Annotated in this window: 15 protein-coding genes; all 15 read left to right on the top strand. The window is 56.8% G+C overall.

Annotated elements, in window-relative coordinates:
• Positions 1-2: 2 nt before the first annotated feature.
• The 15 genes from metE (at position 3) to NIZ92_RS11085 (ending at position 16,723) form a co-directional block, all read left to right on the top strand.
• Positions 3-2,297 carry a 5-methyltetrahydropteroyltriglutamate--homocysteine S-methyltransferase gene (metE, locus tag NIZ92_RS11150; protein ID WP_254001934.1) on the top strand — a complete coding sequence of 765 codons (2,295 nt, stop codon included), beginning with the start codon at positions 3-5 and terminating at the stop codon, positions 2,295-2,297.
• Between the two features lie 272 nt (positions 2,298-2,569).
• Positions 2,570-3,148, top strand: coding sequence for a DUF2889 domain-containing protein (locus tag NIZ92_RS11145; protein WP_035272843.1), 579 nt, complete (start codon positions 2,570-2,572; stop codon positions 3,146-3,148).
• Between the two features lie 84 nt (positions 3,149-3,232).
• Entirely contained in the window at positions 3,233-4,393 is a 1,161-nt protein-coding gene (sucC, locus tag NIZ92_RS11140) for an ADP-forming succinate--CoA ligase subunit beta (RefSeq protein WP_009461782.1), read from the top strand.
• A 21-nt stretch (positions 4,394-4,414) separates the two neighbouring features.
• On the top strand, positions 4,415-5,296 hold the full coding sequence (sucD, locus tag NIZ92_RS11135; RefSeq protein ID WP_009461784.1) for a succinate--CoA ligase subunit alpha: 882 nt from the start codon (positions 4,415-4,417) through the stop codon (positions 5,294-5,296).
• A gap of 301 nt (positions 5,297-5,597) precedes the next feature.
• Positions 5,598-6,302: a TerC family protein gene (locus tag NIZ92_RS11130; RefSeq protein ID WP_035272842.1), complete on the top strand. Its 705-nt coding sequence runs from the start codon at positions 5,598-5,600 to the stop codon at positions 6,300-6,302.
• Positions 6,303-6,306: 4 nt separating this feature from the next.
• Positions 6,307-6,432 (top strand): hypothetical protein, encoded by a 126-nt coding sequence (locus tag NIZ92_RS19635; protein ID WP_003799533.1) that lies wholly within the window; start codon positions 6,307-6,309, stop codon positions 6,430-6,432.
• A complete protein-coding gene (gene hemC, locus NIZ92_RS11125; protein ID WP_026483395.1) occupies positions 6,429-7,391 on the top strand; it encodes a hydroxymethylbilane synthase in 963 nt (320 codons plus the stop codon). The genes NIZ92_RS19635 and hemC overlap by 4 nt, the downstream gene beginning before the upstream one ends.
• Before the next feature lie 6 nt (positions 7,392-7,397).
• The gene (locus tag NIZ92_RS11120; protein ID WP_009461792.1) at positions 7,398-8,198 is read left to right on the top strand and encodes a uroporphyrinogen-III synthase; all 801 of its coding nucleotides are present in this window, start codon (positions 7,398-7,400) and stop codon (positions 8,196-8,198) included.
• A gap of 24 nt (positions 8,199-8,222) precedes the next feature.
• Positions 8,223-9,581, top strand: a complete 1,359-nt coding sequence (locus NIZ92_RS11115; protein WP_035272840.1) for a uroporphyrinogen-III C-methyltransferase — start codon at positions 8,223-8,225, stop codon at positions 9,579-9,581.
• 3 nt (positions 9,582-9,584) lie between these two features.
• The gene (locus NIZ92_RS11110) at positions 9,585-11,090 is read left to right on the top strand and encodes a heme biosynthesis HemY N-terminal domain-containing protein (protein ID WP_035272839.1); all 1,506 of its coding nucleotides are present in this window, start codon (positions 9,585-9,587) and stop codon (positions 11,088-11,090) included.
• 28 nt (positions 11,091-11,118) lie between these two features.
• Positions 11,119-11,655: an inorganic diphosphatase gene (gene ppa, locus NIZ92_RS11105; protein ID WP_009462201.1), complete on the top strand. Its 537-nt coding sequence runs from the start codon at positions 11,119-11,121 to the stop codon at positions 11,653-11,655.
• Positions 11,652-12,347, top strand: a complete 696-nt coding sequence (locus tag NIZ92_RS11100) for a fumarylacetoacetate hydrolase family protein (RefSeq protein WP_009462199.1) — start codon at positions 11,652-11,654, stop codon at positions 12,345-12,347. The genes ppa and NIZ92_RS11100 overlap by 4 nt, the downstream gene beginning before the upstream one ends.
• A 234-nt stretch (positions 12,348-12,581) precedes the next feature.
• Positions 12,582-13,085: a sigma-70 family RNA polymerase sigma factor gene (locus NIZ92_RS11095; RefSeq protein WP_226348329.1), complete on the top strand. Its 504-nt coding sequence runs from the start codon at positions 12,582-12,584 to the stop codon at positions 13,083-13,085.
• 7 nt (positions 13,086-13,092) lie between these two features.
• A complete protein-coding gene (locus NIZ92_RS11090; protein WP_254001933.1) occupies positions 13,093-14,061 on the top strand; it encodes a FecR domain-containing protein in 969 nt (322 codons plus the stop codon).
• Positions 14,062-14,350: 289 nt separating this feature from the next.
• Positions 14,351-16,723 (top strand): TonB-dependent receptor, encoded by a 2,373-nt coding sequence (locus NIZ92_RS11085; RefSeq protein ID WP_254001932.1) that lies wholly within the window; start codon positions 14,351-14,353, stop codon positions 16,721-16,723.
• Positions 16,724-16,733: the final 10 nt, after the last annotated feature.

Raw genomic sequence — 16,733 nt, 5'->3', positions numbered from 1 at the left:
CTATGACTATTATTCATAATCTGGGTTTTCCTCGCATGGGCGCGCAGCGCGAATTGAAGCGCTCTTTGGAAGCCTATTGGGCCGGTCAGGTAAGCCAGCAAGAGCTTTTGGAAACAGGCAAAGCCTTGCGCGCCCAGCATTGGGGTTTGCAAGGCAAGGCTGGGCTGGATACGGTGCCTGTGGGCGATTTTGCCTGGTATGACCAGATTCTGGAGTGGAGCACCTTGCTGGGAGCGGTTCCCGCCCGTTTCGGCCAGGCTGAAAATGCACCCGTGTCATTGGATACCTTGTTTCGCATGGCGCGTGGCCGTGCGCCCAGCGGCACCCCTGCCGCTGCTTGTGAAATGACCAAGTGGTTCGATACAAACTACCACTACATCGTGCCCGAATTCACACCAGGTCAAAGCTTCCGGATTGCCCGTGAATTCTTGTTTGAGCAGATTGAAGAGGCCAAGGCTCTGGGGCACAAGGTCAAGCCCGTGATTCCCGGACCCTTGACCTGGTTGTGGCTGGGCAAGGGCGATGCCTATGAGGGCTTGGCAGACGCGGGCAAGCTGGCCTTGCTGGATACGTTGCTGCCTGTGTATGAACAAGTGCTGGCCCGTTTCAAAGTTCAGGGTGTGGAATGGGTACAGATTGACGAACCTGTTCTGGTTCTGGATTTGCCTCAAGCGTGGCAAGACGCCTTCCGTCGCGTCTATCAAGGTCTGAATCAATCCGGCTTGAAGCTGCTGCTGGCGACTTATTTTGATGATCTGCATGAGAACGTCGCGGTATTGAAGGATTTGCCCGTGGCGGGTGTGCATGTGGATGCGGTGCGTGCTCCGGCTGCTTTGCAGGCCGTACAAGCGGTATTGGGGCAAGACCAGGTGCTGTCTGCCGGTGTGATTTCGGGTCGGGATATTTGGCGCACCGATCTGCAAAAAACGGTTCAAGCCTTGAAGCCCTTGAAAGCGGCTTTGGGCGAGCGCCTGTGGATTGCGCCATCCTGCTCGCTGCTGCATGTCCCTGTGGACGTGCAAAGTGAAACCGGCCTGGACGCTGAATTGAAGAGCTGGCTGTCCTTTGCGGTGCAAAAACTGGATGAGCTGAAACTGTTGCAAGGATTGCTGGATGGCACTTTGGACGAAGCGGGTCAGCAAGCGGTTCAAGCTCAGCAAGCTGCTTTGCAAACGCGCCGTGAGTCCAAGCGCACGCATAATCCTGCCGTACAAGCCCAGATGGCCAAGATTGACCAGCTCAAGCGTCAACGTACGCCCTTCGCGCAGCGTATCCAGGCCCAGCGCAACAAGCTGAAGTTACCCGCCTATCCCACCACCACGATTGGTTCGTTTCCTCAGACCACGGAAATTCGTACTGCTCGCCGCGACTGGCGTGGGGGAGCCCTGAGTGATACGGCTTATGAAAAAGCCATGCAGGCAGAAATCGAGCAAGTTATTCGTTTTCAGGAGCGGATCGGTCTGGACGTGCTGGTGCATGGTGAGGCCGAGCGCAACGATATGGTGGAATACTTTGGTGAACTGCTGGGTGGTTTCGCCTTTACGCAAAACGGTTGGGTACAAAGCTACGGGTCGCGTTGCGTAAAGCCGCCTATTATCTTTGGGGATGTGCTGCGCATCACGCCAATGAGTGTGGCCTGGTCCTCCTACGCCCAATCACTGACTGATCGGCCCGTCAAAGGCATGTTGACGGGGCCAGTGACGATGTTGCAGTGGTCTTTTGTTCGTGACGACCAGCCCCGTGCCGATACTTGCCGCCAGCTGGCTTTGGCCTTGCGGGATGAAGTTTCTGATCTGGAACAGGCCGGCATTCGTGTCATCCAGCTGGATGAACCCGCTTTTCGTGAAGGCTTGCCGCTCCGTCAGGGTGATTGGCAGGCCTACCTGGATTGGGCGGTGGATTGCTTTCGCCTGTCCACCAGCGCGGTGTCCGATGAAACCCAGATTCACACGCATATGTGCTACTCGGAGTTCAACGACATCATGCAGTCCATTGCCGATATGGACGCGGATGTGATCACGATTGAAACCTCGCGTTCCAATATGCTCTTGCTGGATGCCTTCGAGAATTTTGAGTATCCCAACCATATTGGCCCTGGCGTTTACGACATTCACTCGCCCAATGTGCCTGATAAGGATTGGATGGTGCGCTTGATGGGGGAGGCGGCCAAGCGCTTGCCCGCCGACCGTTTGTGGGTGAATCCCGACTGCGGTTTGAAGACGCGGGCTTGGTCTGAAACTGAGGCTGCCTTGCTGGCTATGGTGGATGCGGCCAAAGCATTGCGGGCGGCAGCCTGATTTGGTGCAGGCTTAAAATAAGCCGCTTGAATAGATTGACAGGGCAGGGCGCTTTTCGTCCTGCCTCCCGATTTCCCAGGCTGGATGAAAACGACCGCCCGTCAGGTGGTCGTTTTTTTCATGCAAATTTGGTATACCGTAGGATCGACACCGCGTAGATCCTGTGTTTGGCCCGCTTGGGATGCGCTTACAGATTATGTAAGTGGCTGATACGGAACATACGAGGTGCGTTATACTTGATCAGTTTCAATCTTGCCGCCCCGTTCATATCAATGCCTTTGCCCCCGCCGTCCGTCGCCCGTGAACCATTGCATACGCGTACCATCACGGTAGAGTCGTTTGCACGGGAAGATGGCCTCTGGGACCTGGAGGCCTCGCTGCTGGATGTGAAGTCCTATGACTTTCCCATACGCAACGGCCAAACCCATAAGGCAGGTGATCCTGTCCACCTGATGCATCTGCGTATCACTATCGATAGCAGCTTTGCCATTGTGGATGCCGTGGCGGTCTACGATGCAGCCCCTTACCAGGACAACTGTTCGTCCATTGCGGACGCCTACCAGAAGTTGGTGGGCCTGAATTTGCTCAAGCAGTTTCGTCAGGGTGTCAAAGAGCGCTTTGGGCGTTCGGCTGGCTGTACGCACATGAGCGAGCTGGCACAAGTGTTGCCAACCGCCGCCGTACAAACCATGGCCGGGCGACGTCGCAGCAGCGGGGAATCAGAGATTTATCGCACCGACAAGCAGCCTTTCCATCTGGATGGCTGCCATGCCTTGCGTTTGAGCGGTCCCGTGGTTGAGGAGTTTTATCCCGTCTGGTATCGACCTAAAGTCACAGACGGGGTGGATTAGTTTTTTGTTTTAGTCAGGTCTCGGGCTCAGGCCTGGAGTTCCTGCCTTCTTTTTTTATTGTGTTTTTAGACTGACAGGTATCACATGAAAATTCACGAATATCAGGGCAAAGCACTGCTTAAGCAGTTTGGCGTTGCCGTGCCACGCGGAATTCCTGCCTTCTCCGTCGATGAAGCGGTTGCAGCTGCGCAGGAGCTGGGTGGCTCTGTGTGGGTTGTCAAAGCCCAGATTCACGCCGGTGGCCGTGGCAAGGGCGGTGGCGTCAAGCTGGCTCGCTCGATGGACGAAGTGCGTCAACTGGCCTCGGAAATCCTGGGCATGCAGCTGATCACTCACCAAACTGGCCCTGAAGGCCAGAAAGTGGGTCGCCTGCTGATCGAGGAAGGCGCGGACATCAAGAAGGAATACTACGTCGGTATCGTTACCGACCGTGCTACCCAGCGCGTGGCCGTGATGGCTTCCAGCGAAGGCGGCATGGAAATTGAAGAAGTGGCCGAGCGCGACCCCGACGCCATTCTGAAAGAATTCGTGGACCCTGCTGTTGGCCTGACCAACGAGCAAGCCACCAAGCTGGCTCGCGGTATCGGCGTTCCTGACGCTTCTATCGAAAAAGCCGTTGCTGAATTCCAGAAGCTGTACAAGTGCTACACCGAAACCGACGCTGAACTGGCCGAGATCAACCCTCTGATCCTGACCGGCTCGGGCGACATCATCGCTCTGGACGCCAAGTTCAACTTCGACGGCAACGCTTTGTTCCGTCACCCCGATATCGTGGCTTTCCGTGACCTGGCTGAAGAAGATCCTGCTGAAGTTGAAGCCAGCAAGTACGACCTGGCCTACATCCAGCTGGACGGCAACATCGGCTGCCTGGTGAACGGTGCCGGTCTGGCCATGGCGACCATGGACACCATCAAGCTGTTTGGCGGCGAGCCTGCCAACTTCCTGGACGTGGGCGGTGGCGCTACGGCCGAAAAAGTTACTGAAGCCTTCAAGATCATGTTGGCCAACAAGGGCGTCAAAGCCATTCTGGTTAACATCTTCGGCGGCATCATGCGCTGCGACGTGATCGCTGAAGGCGTGATCGCTGCGTGCAAGGCCGTCAACCTGAACGTGCCTCTGGTGGTACGCATGAAGGGTACCAACGAAGAGCTGGGCAAGAAAATGCTGGCCGATTCCGGTCTGCCCATCATCAGTGCTGACACCATGGCCGAAGCGGCGACTGCTGTTGTCGCTGCCGCCAAGTAAGAAAAGGTTGAGGATTAGCAAATGTCGATTCTGATCAATAAAGACACCAAAGTCATCACGCAAGGGATCACCGGCAAGACCGGCCAGTTCCACACCCGCATGTGCCGTGAATACGGTAACGGCATGGAAGCCTTTGTGGCTGGCGTGAACCCCAAGCGTGCTGGTGAGGATTTCGAAGGTGTACCCATTTACGCCTCCGTGTCCGACGCCAAGGCTGAAACTGGCGCAACTGTGTCGGTTATCTACGTTCCACCCGCAGGCGCTGCGGCTGCCATCTGGGAAGCTGTTGAAGCTGACCTGGATCTGGTTATCTGCATTACCGAAGGCATCCCTGTTCGCGACATGCTGGAAGTTCGCAACCGCATGCGCGCTGAAAACCGCAAAACCTTGCTGTTGGGCCCGAACTGCCCCGGTCTGATCACTCCTGACGAGCTGAAGATCGGTATCATGCCCGGCCACATTCACCGCAAGGGCCGCATCGGTGTGGTCAGCCGCTCCGGCACGCTGACATACGAAGCCGTTGCTCAAGTAACTGAACTGGGCCTGGGTCAATCCTCGGCTGTGGGTATCGGTGGCGACCCAATCAACGGTCTGAAGCACATCGACGTGCTCAAGATGTTCAACGACGATCCTGATACCGATGCCGTTATCATGATTGGCGAGATCGGCGGTCCAGACGAAGTCAACGCGGCTTTGTGGGCTAAAGACAATATGACCAAGCCCGTTGTTGGCTTTATCGCTGGTGTGACAGCGCCTCCCGGAAAACGCATGGGTCACGCCGGTGCCCTGATCTCCGGTGGTGCCGACACGGCCGACGCCAAGCTGGAAGTGATGGAAGCTTGCGGTATTCGTACCACTCGCAACCCATCCGAAATGGGCAAGCTGCTCAAAGAAGTGCTGTAAATAGTAGTACCAGGGCCCGCTTTGGCGGGCTCTTTGTCTGGCTGCCCTGTGCAGCCGGGCAAAATTGGCCAGCCGGTTTCGTCAAGAAAAACACCACAACCCGGCGCATTCCTTCCCGAATCTGGCCAGCCTGATCATGCTCAAACGAATCAAGTAAGAAAAAGAAGCCCCGATGTTGCACAGGCTAGGATTAGTTTGCTGCTTTAAGGGGCGTTGTTGTCTTGGGACAGCCTGGCGACAGAAAAAGAACGTTTGTCCCGCGGCTGGGAAGAGAACTCACGTTTAGCTATACGGGAACGAAATGATTGAATTCCTCCAAACCCTGCATTGGGGTTCACTGTTTCAAATTGTACTGATTGATATTTTGCTCGGTGGCGACAATGCCGTCGTGATCGCACTTGCCTGTCGCAACTTGCCCAAGCAGCAGCGCATGCAAGGCATTTTGTGGGGGACCGCAGGCGCAATTATCCTGCGTGTGGTCCTGATTTTCTTTGCTCTGACCTTATTGGATCTGCCATTTTTGAAAGTGGTGGGTGGTCTTTTGCTCATGTGGATCGGTATCAAGCTGCTGATGCCGGACGACGACGCACACGGCAATATTCAAGGGGGCGGAACCATCTGGGCTGCCGTCAAAACCATCATCATCGCGGATTTCGTGATGAGCCTGGATAACGTGATTGCCATTGCCGGTGCAGCACAAAACGCGCACCTGGATCATCAACTGGGCTACGTGATCTTTGGTTTATTGCTAAGTGTCCCCATTATTGTCTGGGGCAGCACCCTGGTTTTGAAACTGATCGACCGTTTCCCTATTGTCGTCACCCTGGGCGGTGCCTTGCTGGGCTGGATTGCAGGCGGCATGCTGGTCACGGACAAGATTGTGGAAAATCAATTTGGCGTGCAGCCCCAGCCTGTTAAACTCGGGGTCGAGATTGTTTGTGCCTTATTAGTGGTGGCGCTGGGCAAATGGCTGGCGCACCGTAAAGGTTCTACCAAGGAAGCTTAGTTCTATGGCAATTTTTAAATCCTCCGACGCCAAAGGTCAGGAAAGCGGTTTGTCCCTGCTGCAAGGCTTAGGGATCCTGGCCATTATCGGTATTGTTGCTGCCGCCATCGTGCGCTATTTTGCTGCATGACCGCTGTGGCTTCTACTCCTCAGGAATTGGTTATTGCCACTCGTGCCAGTCAACTGGCCTTGTGGCAAGCCAAGCATGTTCGCGACCTTTTGCAGCAGCTATACCCGCAGTGCAAGGTATCCTTGCTGGAAATGACAACCCGTGGTGACCAGATTCTGGATCGTACGCTGTCCAAAGTGGGTGGCAAGGGCCTGTTTGTCAAAGAGCTGGAAACCGCCTTGCTGGATGGCCGCGCCCATCTGGCGGTGCATTCCCTGAAAGACGTGCCGGTGGTGTTGCCCGAGTCCTTTGACCTGCCCATCATCATGGAGCGGGACGACCCACGCGATGCTTTTGTTTCCAATACTTATCCCAATCTTGCGGCTTTACCTGCTGGTGCCATCGTAGGCACTTCCAGTTTGCGCCGCGAGTCCCAGATTCGAGAGCGCTACCCGCATCTGGACATCCGTCCCCTGCGTGGCAATGTCCAGACCCGTTTGTCCAAGCTGGATCGTGGCGATTACGACGCCATTATTCTGGCTTCGGCTGGTTTGCGTCGTCTGGAATTGGCCGAGCGTATTCGCGATTACATCTCGATCGAAGACAGCTTGCCTGCCGCCGGGCAGGGGGCCTTGGGTATCGAGATCCTGAAAACTCGTACCGATGTGGCTCAATGGTTGGCGCCTTTGGCGCATTCCACCAGCCACGTATGTGCCTTGGCCGAGCGTGCCGTATCGCGTGCCTTGGGTGGTTCCTGTCAGGTGCCATTGGCGGCTTATGCCACCCTGAATGGCGAGGAGCTGAGCCTGAGCGGTCTGGTTGCCGAACCTGATGGCTCCACGGTGTACCGCGCTCAGATCACGGGTGCGGCCAAAGATGCGGAAGCCTTGGGTCTGTCGCTGGCGGAAGATCTGAAGCAGCAAGGTGCTCAAGCCATTCTGGATCGCTTGCTTACGGAACAGCCCGCAGAAGGCGAGTAAAGCGGCATGAACCTGCCCTGTGTATTACTGACCCGCCCCGCGGGACGGAACGAAACCCTGTCGGCTGCCTTGGCCGCGCAGGGTTTTTCTTCCTTGCTTATGCCCGCCTTGAGCCTGGAAGCGCAAAACCTGTCCGAAGAACAATGGCAAGATCCCAAGGATTTTGACCTGGTGCTCTTTGTAAGCAGCAGTGCGGTCAATTTTTACTTTGCGGCTTTGCAAGCGCGCGGCCAACGCTGGCCTGACAAGGTATTGCTGGCTGCTGTTGGTTTTGCTACCGCCGCCTGTTTGCGCGCCCAGCCGGGCGTTTCCCCAGATGCCGTACTTCACCCTGAAAATACGGATTCCTTGCAGGACTCAGAGGCTCTGTGGGCGGTGCTGGAGCCCCGACTGGCACAATTTGAGCGGGTTCTGATTGTGCGTGGTCATAGCGGTCGTGAATGGTTGGGACAGCAACTGGAAAATCACGGTATTCAGGTCCAGCGCCTGGCGATTTACCAGCGTAGCCCCGCCCAGTGGAGTACAGAGCAGGGCCGTCAAATTCGTGACAGTTTGCAGGCGGGCCGTCTGGCCGTGTTGCTCAGCAGTTCTCAAAGCGCCGATGCGGTTTTCGCCAATGTACAAAGCCTGGGTTTACTGGATGTTTGGGCGCAATGTGCCTATGTGGTCATACATCCGCGTATTGAAGAACATTTACAGTCCTTATTGTTGCAGGCTGGAATCGCAGCGCCACCAATGGTAAAAAGGTGTACGCCAGACGATGATGACATTGTCGCTGCCTTGATGGCGGTGCTCTCGCGCGATTAGCCTCACACGGATTACAATCTTGCCATGAACGATAAAACAGAGAACGCATCCGCAAGCGAACCGGAGACTCCCATTTCCAGCCCAGCCAATACAGCGGCTCCTCGTCCGTATTCCGAACCCAAAGACAGCACCACAGCGCCGCAAAAGCGTAAAAGTGGCGCGGGTCCGGCTTATGCTTTGACGGCTGTTGTGGTGGTGCTGGCCGCTGCCGGTCTTTGGTACCAGAATTCATTGCTGGAAAAGCATAAGGCCGAGCTGCAAGCCCAGCTGGCGACCAATATCAACACCACAGAGCAGGCGCGCCAAACCGCGCAGCAGGCCCTGGCCTTGGCGCAGCGTCAATCCGACAAGCTTGCCCAGTTGGAAAAATCCTTTAACGATTCCACCGAACAGTTTCATGATCTGAGCCAAGCCTTCCAGACCATGACAGACAGCGGGTCGGAACTGGTTTTGCTGAATGATATTGATCACCTGGCCACGATTGCGCAGCAACAGCTGATGCTGGGTGGCAATGTGGCCAATGCCATCGTTTCTCTGGAAGCTGCTCAGGCGCAATTGGCTCGTGCCAATCGCGTCGGTCTGGCGTCCTTGCAACAAACACTGAATGGCGATCTGGAACGCCTGCGCGCCGCTGCCACGGTGGATGTGGCCTCCTTGTCGCGTCAGCTGGATACCTTGTCGCGCTACGTCTCGGAAGCGCCTTTGCTGGTGCCGGATGACGTTGCCGGTGGTGCGAATACTGAAGCGCTGGACTTGCAGTCCGACGTTCAGGAACCTACGGAACTGGCCGCTGATGCCCCTTGGTGGGAGCGCAGCTGGAATACGGTGGAACAGTGGGGTAGCAGCGCCTGGCGCTCGGTCAGCCACGATCTGGGGCAGTTTGTCTCCATCCGTCGTGTCGACGATGCCGCCGCCTTGCTGATGTCGCCGGATCAGGCTGCCCGTCTGCGAGAGAACCTGCGTCTGCGCATTATGGCCGCCCAACTGGCCATGATGATGAATCAGTCCGCCGTCTGGCAGACCGAGCTGAACGCAGTCGCGACGGCGCTGGAAAAACGCTTTGATACGCAATCCGGTCAGGTTCAGCAGGCCTTGCGTCTGACCCGCCAATTGCAGGACACCCGCATCGGTGCTCGTTTGCCTACCGTGAATAACACCTTGGCGGCCATTGAGAGCCTGCGTCAGGCTCAGGCCGGCCGTAGTCAGGACAATGCCGACGACACCACGACCGAGCAGGGCGATACGGACCCTATTTTGTCCGACCCTCCTCAATCCACAGAACCTGCCAGCCAGGAGGAGCCCGCTGCTCCTGCTGCCGAACAGACTGAGTCTGCGACTCCCGCTCAATCCGAGACGGAACAGCCGGCTCAGGCGCAGGGGTAAGGTATGCGTACTTGGTTTTGGACTCTCATCTTATTTATCGCTGCGGTCGCGCTGGCTCTGGTCTTGCGTGAACACGCCGGTAATGTCTATTTGGTCACGCCGCATTATCTGGCACGTGCCTCGCTGACTTACGTGGTCCTGTGCACGCTGGGGCTGTTCATCGTGCTGTACGTACTGCTGCGCCTGTTGGCCTGGTTCAGCGATGGTCCGGAGCGTTTCCGCCTGTGGCGTGGTCGTCGCGCTCAACGCCGTGACCAGGCTTTGCTGGAAACTGGCTGGATCAGCATTCTGGAAGGTCGTTACGAGCAAGCTGAAAAAGACTTGATGAAGCTGATGAGCAAAACCCGCTCGCAGTCCAGCAAAGTCGTGGCAGGCTTGGCAGCAGCGCGTGCTGCGCATTACCAAGGTCAGATTGCTCAACGTGACGAAGCCTTGGCCGCCGCTCGTGCTGCCGCTGGCGATGATGCCCGTTTGAAAGAGGCCAGTGCCGTGGCTTCGGCCGAGCTGTACCTGGATCAGAATCGTACCGAAGAAGCCATCGAGCTGCTGCAGGATTTGCAGGATGCCAGTTCGCGCCACTTGCACGCCACTCGTTTGTTGTTGCGCGCCTATCGCCAGCAAGGTAATGCCGAGCGTGTTTACGAGTTGACTCGTTTGCTGGTGCGCCGCAGTGGCATCGAACGTCAAGAGGCACTGAACCACATCGAATTTGCCGCTGCTGCTCGTTTGCGTGTGGGTGGTGCTGAACAGTTCAAGGCCTTATGGTCGGATCTGAAGTCCGAAGAAAAGATCCTGCCCGGCGTCGCGCTGGAAGCTGCCCTGATTCAAGAACATGAAGGCAATTATGAAGAAGCCGGTCGTATCCTGGAGCCTGCGATTGCAGCCAGTTTCGACAGCCGCTTGCTGGAAGCCTACGCCCAGTGCCCACCTGAATATGTGGGCCGCCGCTTGGCCAAGGCCGAAGAGTGGCTGCGCAGTCAGCCCAACAATCCGGTCTTGCTGTCCACCTTGGGCCATCTGTGCTTGACCAGCCAATTGTGGGGGCAGGGTGAGCATTACCTGTTGCGTAGCCTGAAAATCCAGGGCGATCTGCGCAATCATGCTTTGTTGGGTAATCTGTACGACAGCCTAGGTCGCCACGACGAAGCCGTCTCTTACTGGCGCAAGGCCGCCTCCATGGCCGGCACCTTACCGATTCTGGCGGTCAGCACGGCTTTGCCAGCAGCCGATACTCGTCATGACCCTAGCCATACCGATGCAGACAGCCTGCCATCGCAGGATGACGACGATCTGCCGCATTACACCTATGCCGCCAGCGTCGTGGCCGAGGACCTGCCGGATCAGGGCCGTCCATTGCCTGTGGTGGCCGAGCCAGTGCCTCCTGCTGCCACGCCTTCGCAAGACAGCTTGAGCTCCTCTTCGGATCTGGATGATTACTTTGATACGGCTCCCATCCCTGGGGTCGATCTCTCTCAAACTTCGGATCGTCCTCGACGCTCCAACGATTAATTTCTTTTATTTTTAAAGGTTTGCACGAATGAGCCTCGCCCAAGTACCTGCTGGCAAAAAACTGCCCGACGAGATCAACGTAGTCATCGAAATCCCCATGAACTCGGACCCCGTCAAATACGAAGTTGACGAGAACGGCGTGGTTTTTGTGGACCGTTTCATGCTGACCGCCATGCACTACCCCTGCAACTACGGCTACGTTCCGCAAACCATTTCGGACGATGGCGACCCGGTTGACGTGCTGGTGATTGCTCCTTTCCCAATCCAGATCGGTGCCGTGATTCCTTGCCGTCCTATCGGCGTGCTGCATATGGACGACGAAGGCGGTGGCGATGCCAAACTGCTGGCCGTGCCTACCGACAAGCTGTACCCCCTGTACCGCAACGTGAAGTCGCCTGAAGATCTGCAACCTGAAGAGCTGGAGCGCATCAAGCACTTTTTCGAGCACTACAAAGACATCGAAAAAGGTAAATGGGTCAAGGTCAAGGGCTGGGACGGTATCGAAGCTGCCAAGAAAGAGTTGGTAGACGGTGCCAAGCGCTTTGCTGACGGCCAGGCAAAATGAGTACCGTCATCCCCGCACCCGCCGTTGCGGCCCTGAACGTACAGGGCAGTGAGCAGGTTTTTCCTGTACGCCGCATTTATTGCGTCGGCCGCAATTACGTCGAGCACGCACAGGAAATGGGCTTTACCGGTCGCGAAGATCCTTTTTTCTTCTGCAAACCGGCGGACTCCATCTTGAACGTGCTGCCCGGCCAGGTCTGCGACATGCCTTATCCCTCTCGCACCCAGGATCTGCATCACGAGATCGAACTCGTCGTGGCTTTGTCCAAGGGCGGGCGTGATCTGACTGTGGAGCAGGCTGCTGAATGTGTGTGGGGATACGCGGTGGGTCTGGACATGACCCGCCGGGATTTGCAGACGCAAGCTAAAAAAGCTGGTCGTCCCTGGGAAGTGGGCAAAGCCTTTGACCACTCCGCGCCGACCGGCCCTCTGGTCCCACGCAGCCGTATTGGCGAGCTGTCCCAAGGTGCTATCACCCTGGACGTCAACGGCGAGCGTCGCCAGACTGGCGATTTGAATCAGCTGATCTGGAATGTGGCTGAATCCATCGCTTACCTGTCGGGCCTGTTCGAGTTGTTCCCAGGTGACATCATTTTCACGGGAACCCCAGCCGGTGTCGGCTCGGTGGAACGTGGCGATGTGATGCACGGGGCGATCGATGGTCTGGGTAGCATAGAGGTGCGTCTGGTCTGATCCAGGTCTGAATAGCTGGTCATGAACCCGTCTGGAGAGCAGTCTCCAGACGGGTTTATTCATTGGGTCTTCTGATGCAAGGCGGGGGTGCGTCGTCATTTGCATGTCTGCCGTCTGACGGTCAGGCGTGTGTAGATGACGGTATATCTTGCCTGTCAGAAGTAATTTATTGATAATTGAGACTTATTCTTATTTGTCTCCCTGCCTGACTCCAGGCTTTCAATGAATACACCCATGTCTGACAAGCTATCCGTGATGACGGTTGAAACGCTCTATTGCCTTCATCATGGCTGGCTGCAGGGCTGGCTGCGCCGTAAGCTGGGCAATAGCAATGATGCCGCTGATATTGCGCAGGACACCTTTGTGCGCATTCTGACAGCACGCACATTTTCCCCAGGTCTTGGCAGTGAACCGCGTGCCTTGCTGACGCATGTCGCGAAAGGCTTGCTGGTCGATCACTGGCGCAGAAAGTCGGTGGAAGAGGCTTATCTGCAAGCCATTGCCCATCTTCCCGCTGTGCATATGCCATCCCCGGAAACCCGACTGATCATCATCGAGGCCTTGATGCGGATAGACGCCATGTTGGCCAGCTTGACGCCGCGCACTCGGGAGGTGTTTTTGCTGGCGCAACTGCATGGCATGACGCTGGCTCAGATTGCCGAGCATATGAAGATGCCCTTGATTACGGTGCGTCGCTACATCCAGAAAGCGCTGGTTGCCTGCGCGGCGGTTGCATAGGGCTAGCATGTCTTCATCCACGGGCACCATCCAGCACGATCTGCTGAAAGAGGCGGCCAACTGGGCCATGACCTTCCAGTACGACACGCCTTCAGACAGCGAGCGTCAGGCTTTCGAACAATGGCGCAGAAAAAGCCCGGCTCATGAAGATGCCTGGACGCGAACACAGGCTGTATTCCACGTTTTCGATCAGTTGCCAGCGGAGATAGGCAAAGAGGCGGTGGAGAAGCTGGATCGTCGCCACAAACGTCGTCACACCTTGCGCATGCTGGGGATGTTGCTGTTTGCTGCGCCCTTGGGGATGCTGGCCGTCAGTCAGGCTCCCTGGCGTCGCTGGACCGCTGATGTGGCCACAGGAACGGGGGAGCGTAAACCTCTGGTTCTGCCTGATGGTTCCCAGCTGGTGCTCAATACGCGCAGCGCCGTGAATATTGCACAAAGCCAGACCGAGCGCCGACTCCATTTGCTGGCTGGCGAGATTCTGATTACGACCCAGCCGGACTCTTTTGCCGTTCCCAGACCTTTTCTGGTCGATACCTCCGCCGGACTGGTGCGTGCCTTGGGGACACGTTTCAGTGTGCGCCAGCTGGATGGTGATACGTTCCGCGTGGCGGTGCTGGAGCATGCCGTCGAGGTTCGGCCTTTGGCGGGGCCGTCTCGTCGCGTACAAGCGGGTGAGCAGGCAGACTTTGACATCAGGGGCGTCAGCACGCCTCGTCCACTGCAAGACGCGGATGTGTTTTGGGAGCAGGGCATCCTGTTGGCCAAAGACATGCGGCTGGAGGATGTTCTGGCCGAGCTGGGGCGGTATCGCTCGGGTGTGCTGCGTTGTGATCCGACCTTATCGCAGTTGCGCGTATCGGGGGCCTTGTCCTTGAAGGATACTGATGCCGCCTTGGCCAGCCTGGCGGAGTCTTTGCCATTGCGCATCGTGACTTACTCATCATATTGGGTGGAGCTGGTTCCGCAGCTTTAAAGAGCCGCAACTCCGCGCGTTTGCTCAAGGTTTGAAAAAATTCTCCCATAAAGTGAGCACTTTTTTCGTCTCGTCCGGTGTACCTCTTATGACGCATGACGTCGCAGGTTTTCACCTCCATTGACGAAAGGTTCCTAGCATGGCTTCTCACGCATGTCTGTCCAGACTGGCCCGCAAAACGGCTGACGCGCAGACTTCACACCCCCATCGCACTGTGTTCCGGCTTAGAGCAGATGTTCTCGCTCTGTTTCTCAGTTCCACGCTTTGCGCGTTGACGGCAACCTCCTTGATGGCCAGCTCTCCCGCCCTGGCTGCTGACGTAATGGATACCAGCGCCAAACGAACTTACGCTCTGCCGGCGGGCAAGCTCAGTGACGCTCTGGCCGAGTTTGCCGCGCTTTCTGGTGTACAGCTGGTGTTTGAGCCGCAGCAATTGGCGGGCTTGCAAAGCCGCCCCCTGCAAGGGCAGTACAGTGTTCAGGACGGCTTCGCTCGTTTGCTTGCCGACACGACTTATGAAGCGGTCGCTACAAGCGGCGGCCGCTATGTGCTGCGTCCCTTGCCTGAAACGACCATGTCGTCCTCTGTCGATATCCAGGCGGGTGGCGTCACGCAGCTCAGTCCTGTGATTGTCACCGGTTTGTATCGTGGGGATTTGACGCCGGTGTATGCAGGCGGCAAGGTGGCCACGGGCAGTCGGGTAGGGTTGTTGGGCTACAAGGATTTCATGGAGACGCCGTTCAGCACCATCAGCTATACGGAAGAAGCGGTACGGCAGGCGCAGGATTTGGCGCGGGTAATTGGCTCTACTGACGCTGCGGTGTACGACCTGGGCATGCGTGGCACTGTGCGCGAAGCTTTTGTGATTCGCGGTTTTGACGTGGGTTCGGGCGATATTGCCTTTGGTGGCTTGTACGGCTTGCTGCCTTATAACCGTGTCCCTTTGGAGTTAGTGGAACGGGTTGAGGTACTGAAAGGCCCGTCTGCCATGCTCAATGGCATGCCGCCCGGCGGTTCAGTGGGCGGGAGTGTGAACCTGGTCCCCAAACGTGCGACTGAAACGCCGTTGGCGCGTTTGACCGGCATGTTCGTCTCCGATGGCCAATATGGTAGCCATGTCGATGTAGGGCGCCGCTTTGGTGACAAGCAGCAGTTTGGTATTCGTTTCAACGGCTTGTATCAGGACGGAAGTACGGCTACCGATAAGCAGTCGAAACGGGCAACTCTGGCTGCATTGGGGCTGGATTGGCGTACGGATACCGTACGGCTGGCGGCTGACTTTTACGTTAGTAAAGACAATGTGAAAGGTGTCACGCGTGGCATTACGGTGGGTCGCGGATTGGATACGCCCGATGTACCCAAGCCAGGGCAGGCTTTGGCACCAGACTGGACATATTCCCGTGCCGAGGACACCGCGTTTGTGCTGCGTGGCGAAGCTGATCTGAGCAAGGACGTGACGGTTTACGGTAACTACGGCCAAGGCAGCACGGATTATGACGGCTTGCTCGGGGTGGTGTTTGCGGTCACCGATCCGCAGGGCCGCTATCGAAACAATTTTGGACAGCAGCGCCAAGTGCTGGACCGCAAGGCAGGTGATGTGGGCATCATGGCCCGCCTGAGCACGGGCAGCGTGCGGCATGAACTGGCCCTGAGCGCTTCATACTATGAGCAAGAAGTGCGTTCCAAAACGGTTGTCGGACTATTGCCCACGGACTGGTACACGAATATCTATGCTCCTACTTGGGGGCCAGCTCCCGCAACTGTCATCGGCAAATCGGACGTGCCCAAAACCGCCTTGTCTCGCCTGAGCAGCGTAGGCATCGCTGACACCCTGTCCTTTGCGGACGATAGCATCATGTTGACACTGGGAATCCGGCATCAGAACGTCCTGAGCGAGTCCTTCCACCCTGTCAGTGGTGTCAGTACGGCGCGCTACAAGGAGTCGGCCACCTCTCCATCGGCGGCCTTGCTGGTCAAGCTCAGCGATGAGGTTTCCGTCTATGGCAACTACATCGAAGGCTTGCGCGAGGGGGCGATTGCTCCAGTGGGCACCAATAACGCCGGTGAAATTTTCGCACCGCATAAAACCAGACAACATGAAGTGGGTGTGAAGCTGGATCTGGGTGATTTTGCCGCGACATTGAGTGCCTATCAAATCCGCCTGCCCAACAGCTATATCGACCCCACAAGCAATATCTTCTCCTTCGATGGTGAGCAGCGTAATCGTGGCCTGGAACTGAACTTCTTTGGAGAGCCCGTAGAGGGCTTGCGTCTGATGGGGGGCATTGCCTATCTGGATGCCGAGTTGAGCAAGACAGCCGGTGGTGTCAATCAAGGGCGTTTCGTCATGGCCAGACCCAAGTGGCAAGGCAAGTTGGGTGTGGAGTGGGATGTGCCTGGTGTGACAGGTCTGACGGCGACAGGAAATATGCAGGCGATCCAGGGACAGTATTACAGCAGCGATAACTCGATGCGTGCGGCGGGTAGAACTATCTTTGATGCCGGCTTGCGTTATCAAACTTCCATCAGCGGTCATGCACTGACTTTGCGTGCCGATGTACTGAATATCGCCAACAAAGCCTATTGGTCGGCTGGCGGTAGCGGCAAGCTCTGGCAGGGCGCTCCTCGAACATTCATGTTGTCCGCCAGCATGGATTTCTAATCCAGACGAA

This window comes from Alcaligenes sp. 1735tsa3 (assembly GCF_024134565.1).
GTDB classification, from domain to species: domain Bacteria; phylum Pseudomonadota; class Gammaproteobacteria; order Burkholderiales; family Burkholderiaceae_B; genus Alcaligenes; species Alcaligenes phenolicus.
This window is presented reverse-complemented; position numbering and strand designations above follow the sequence as displayed.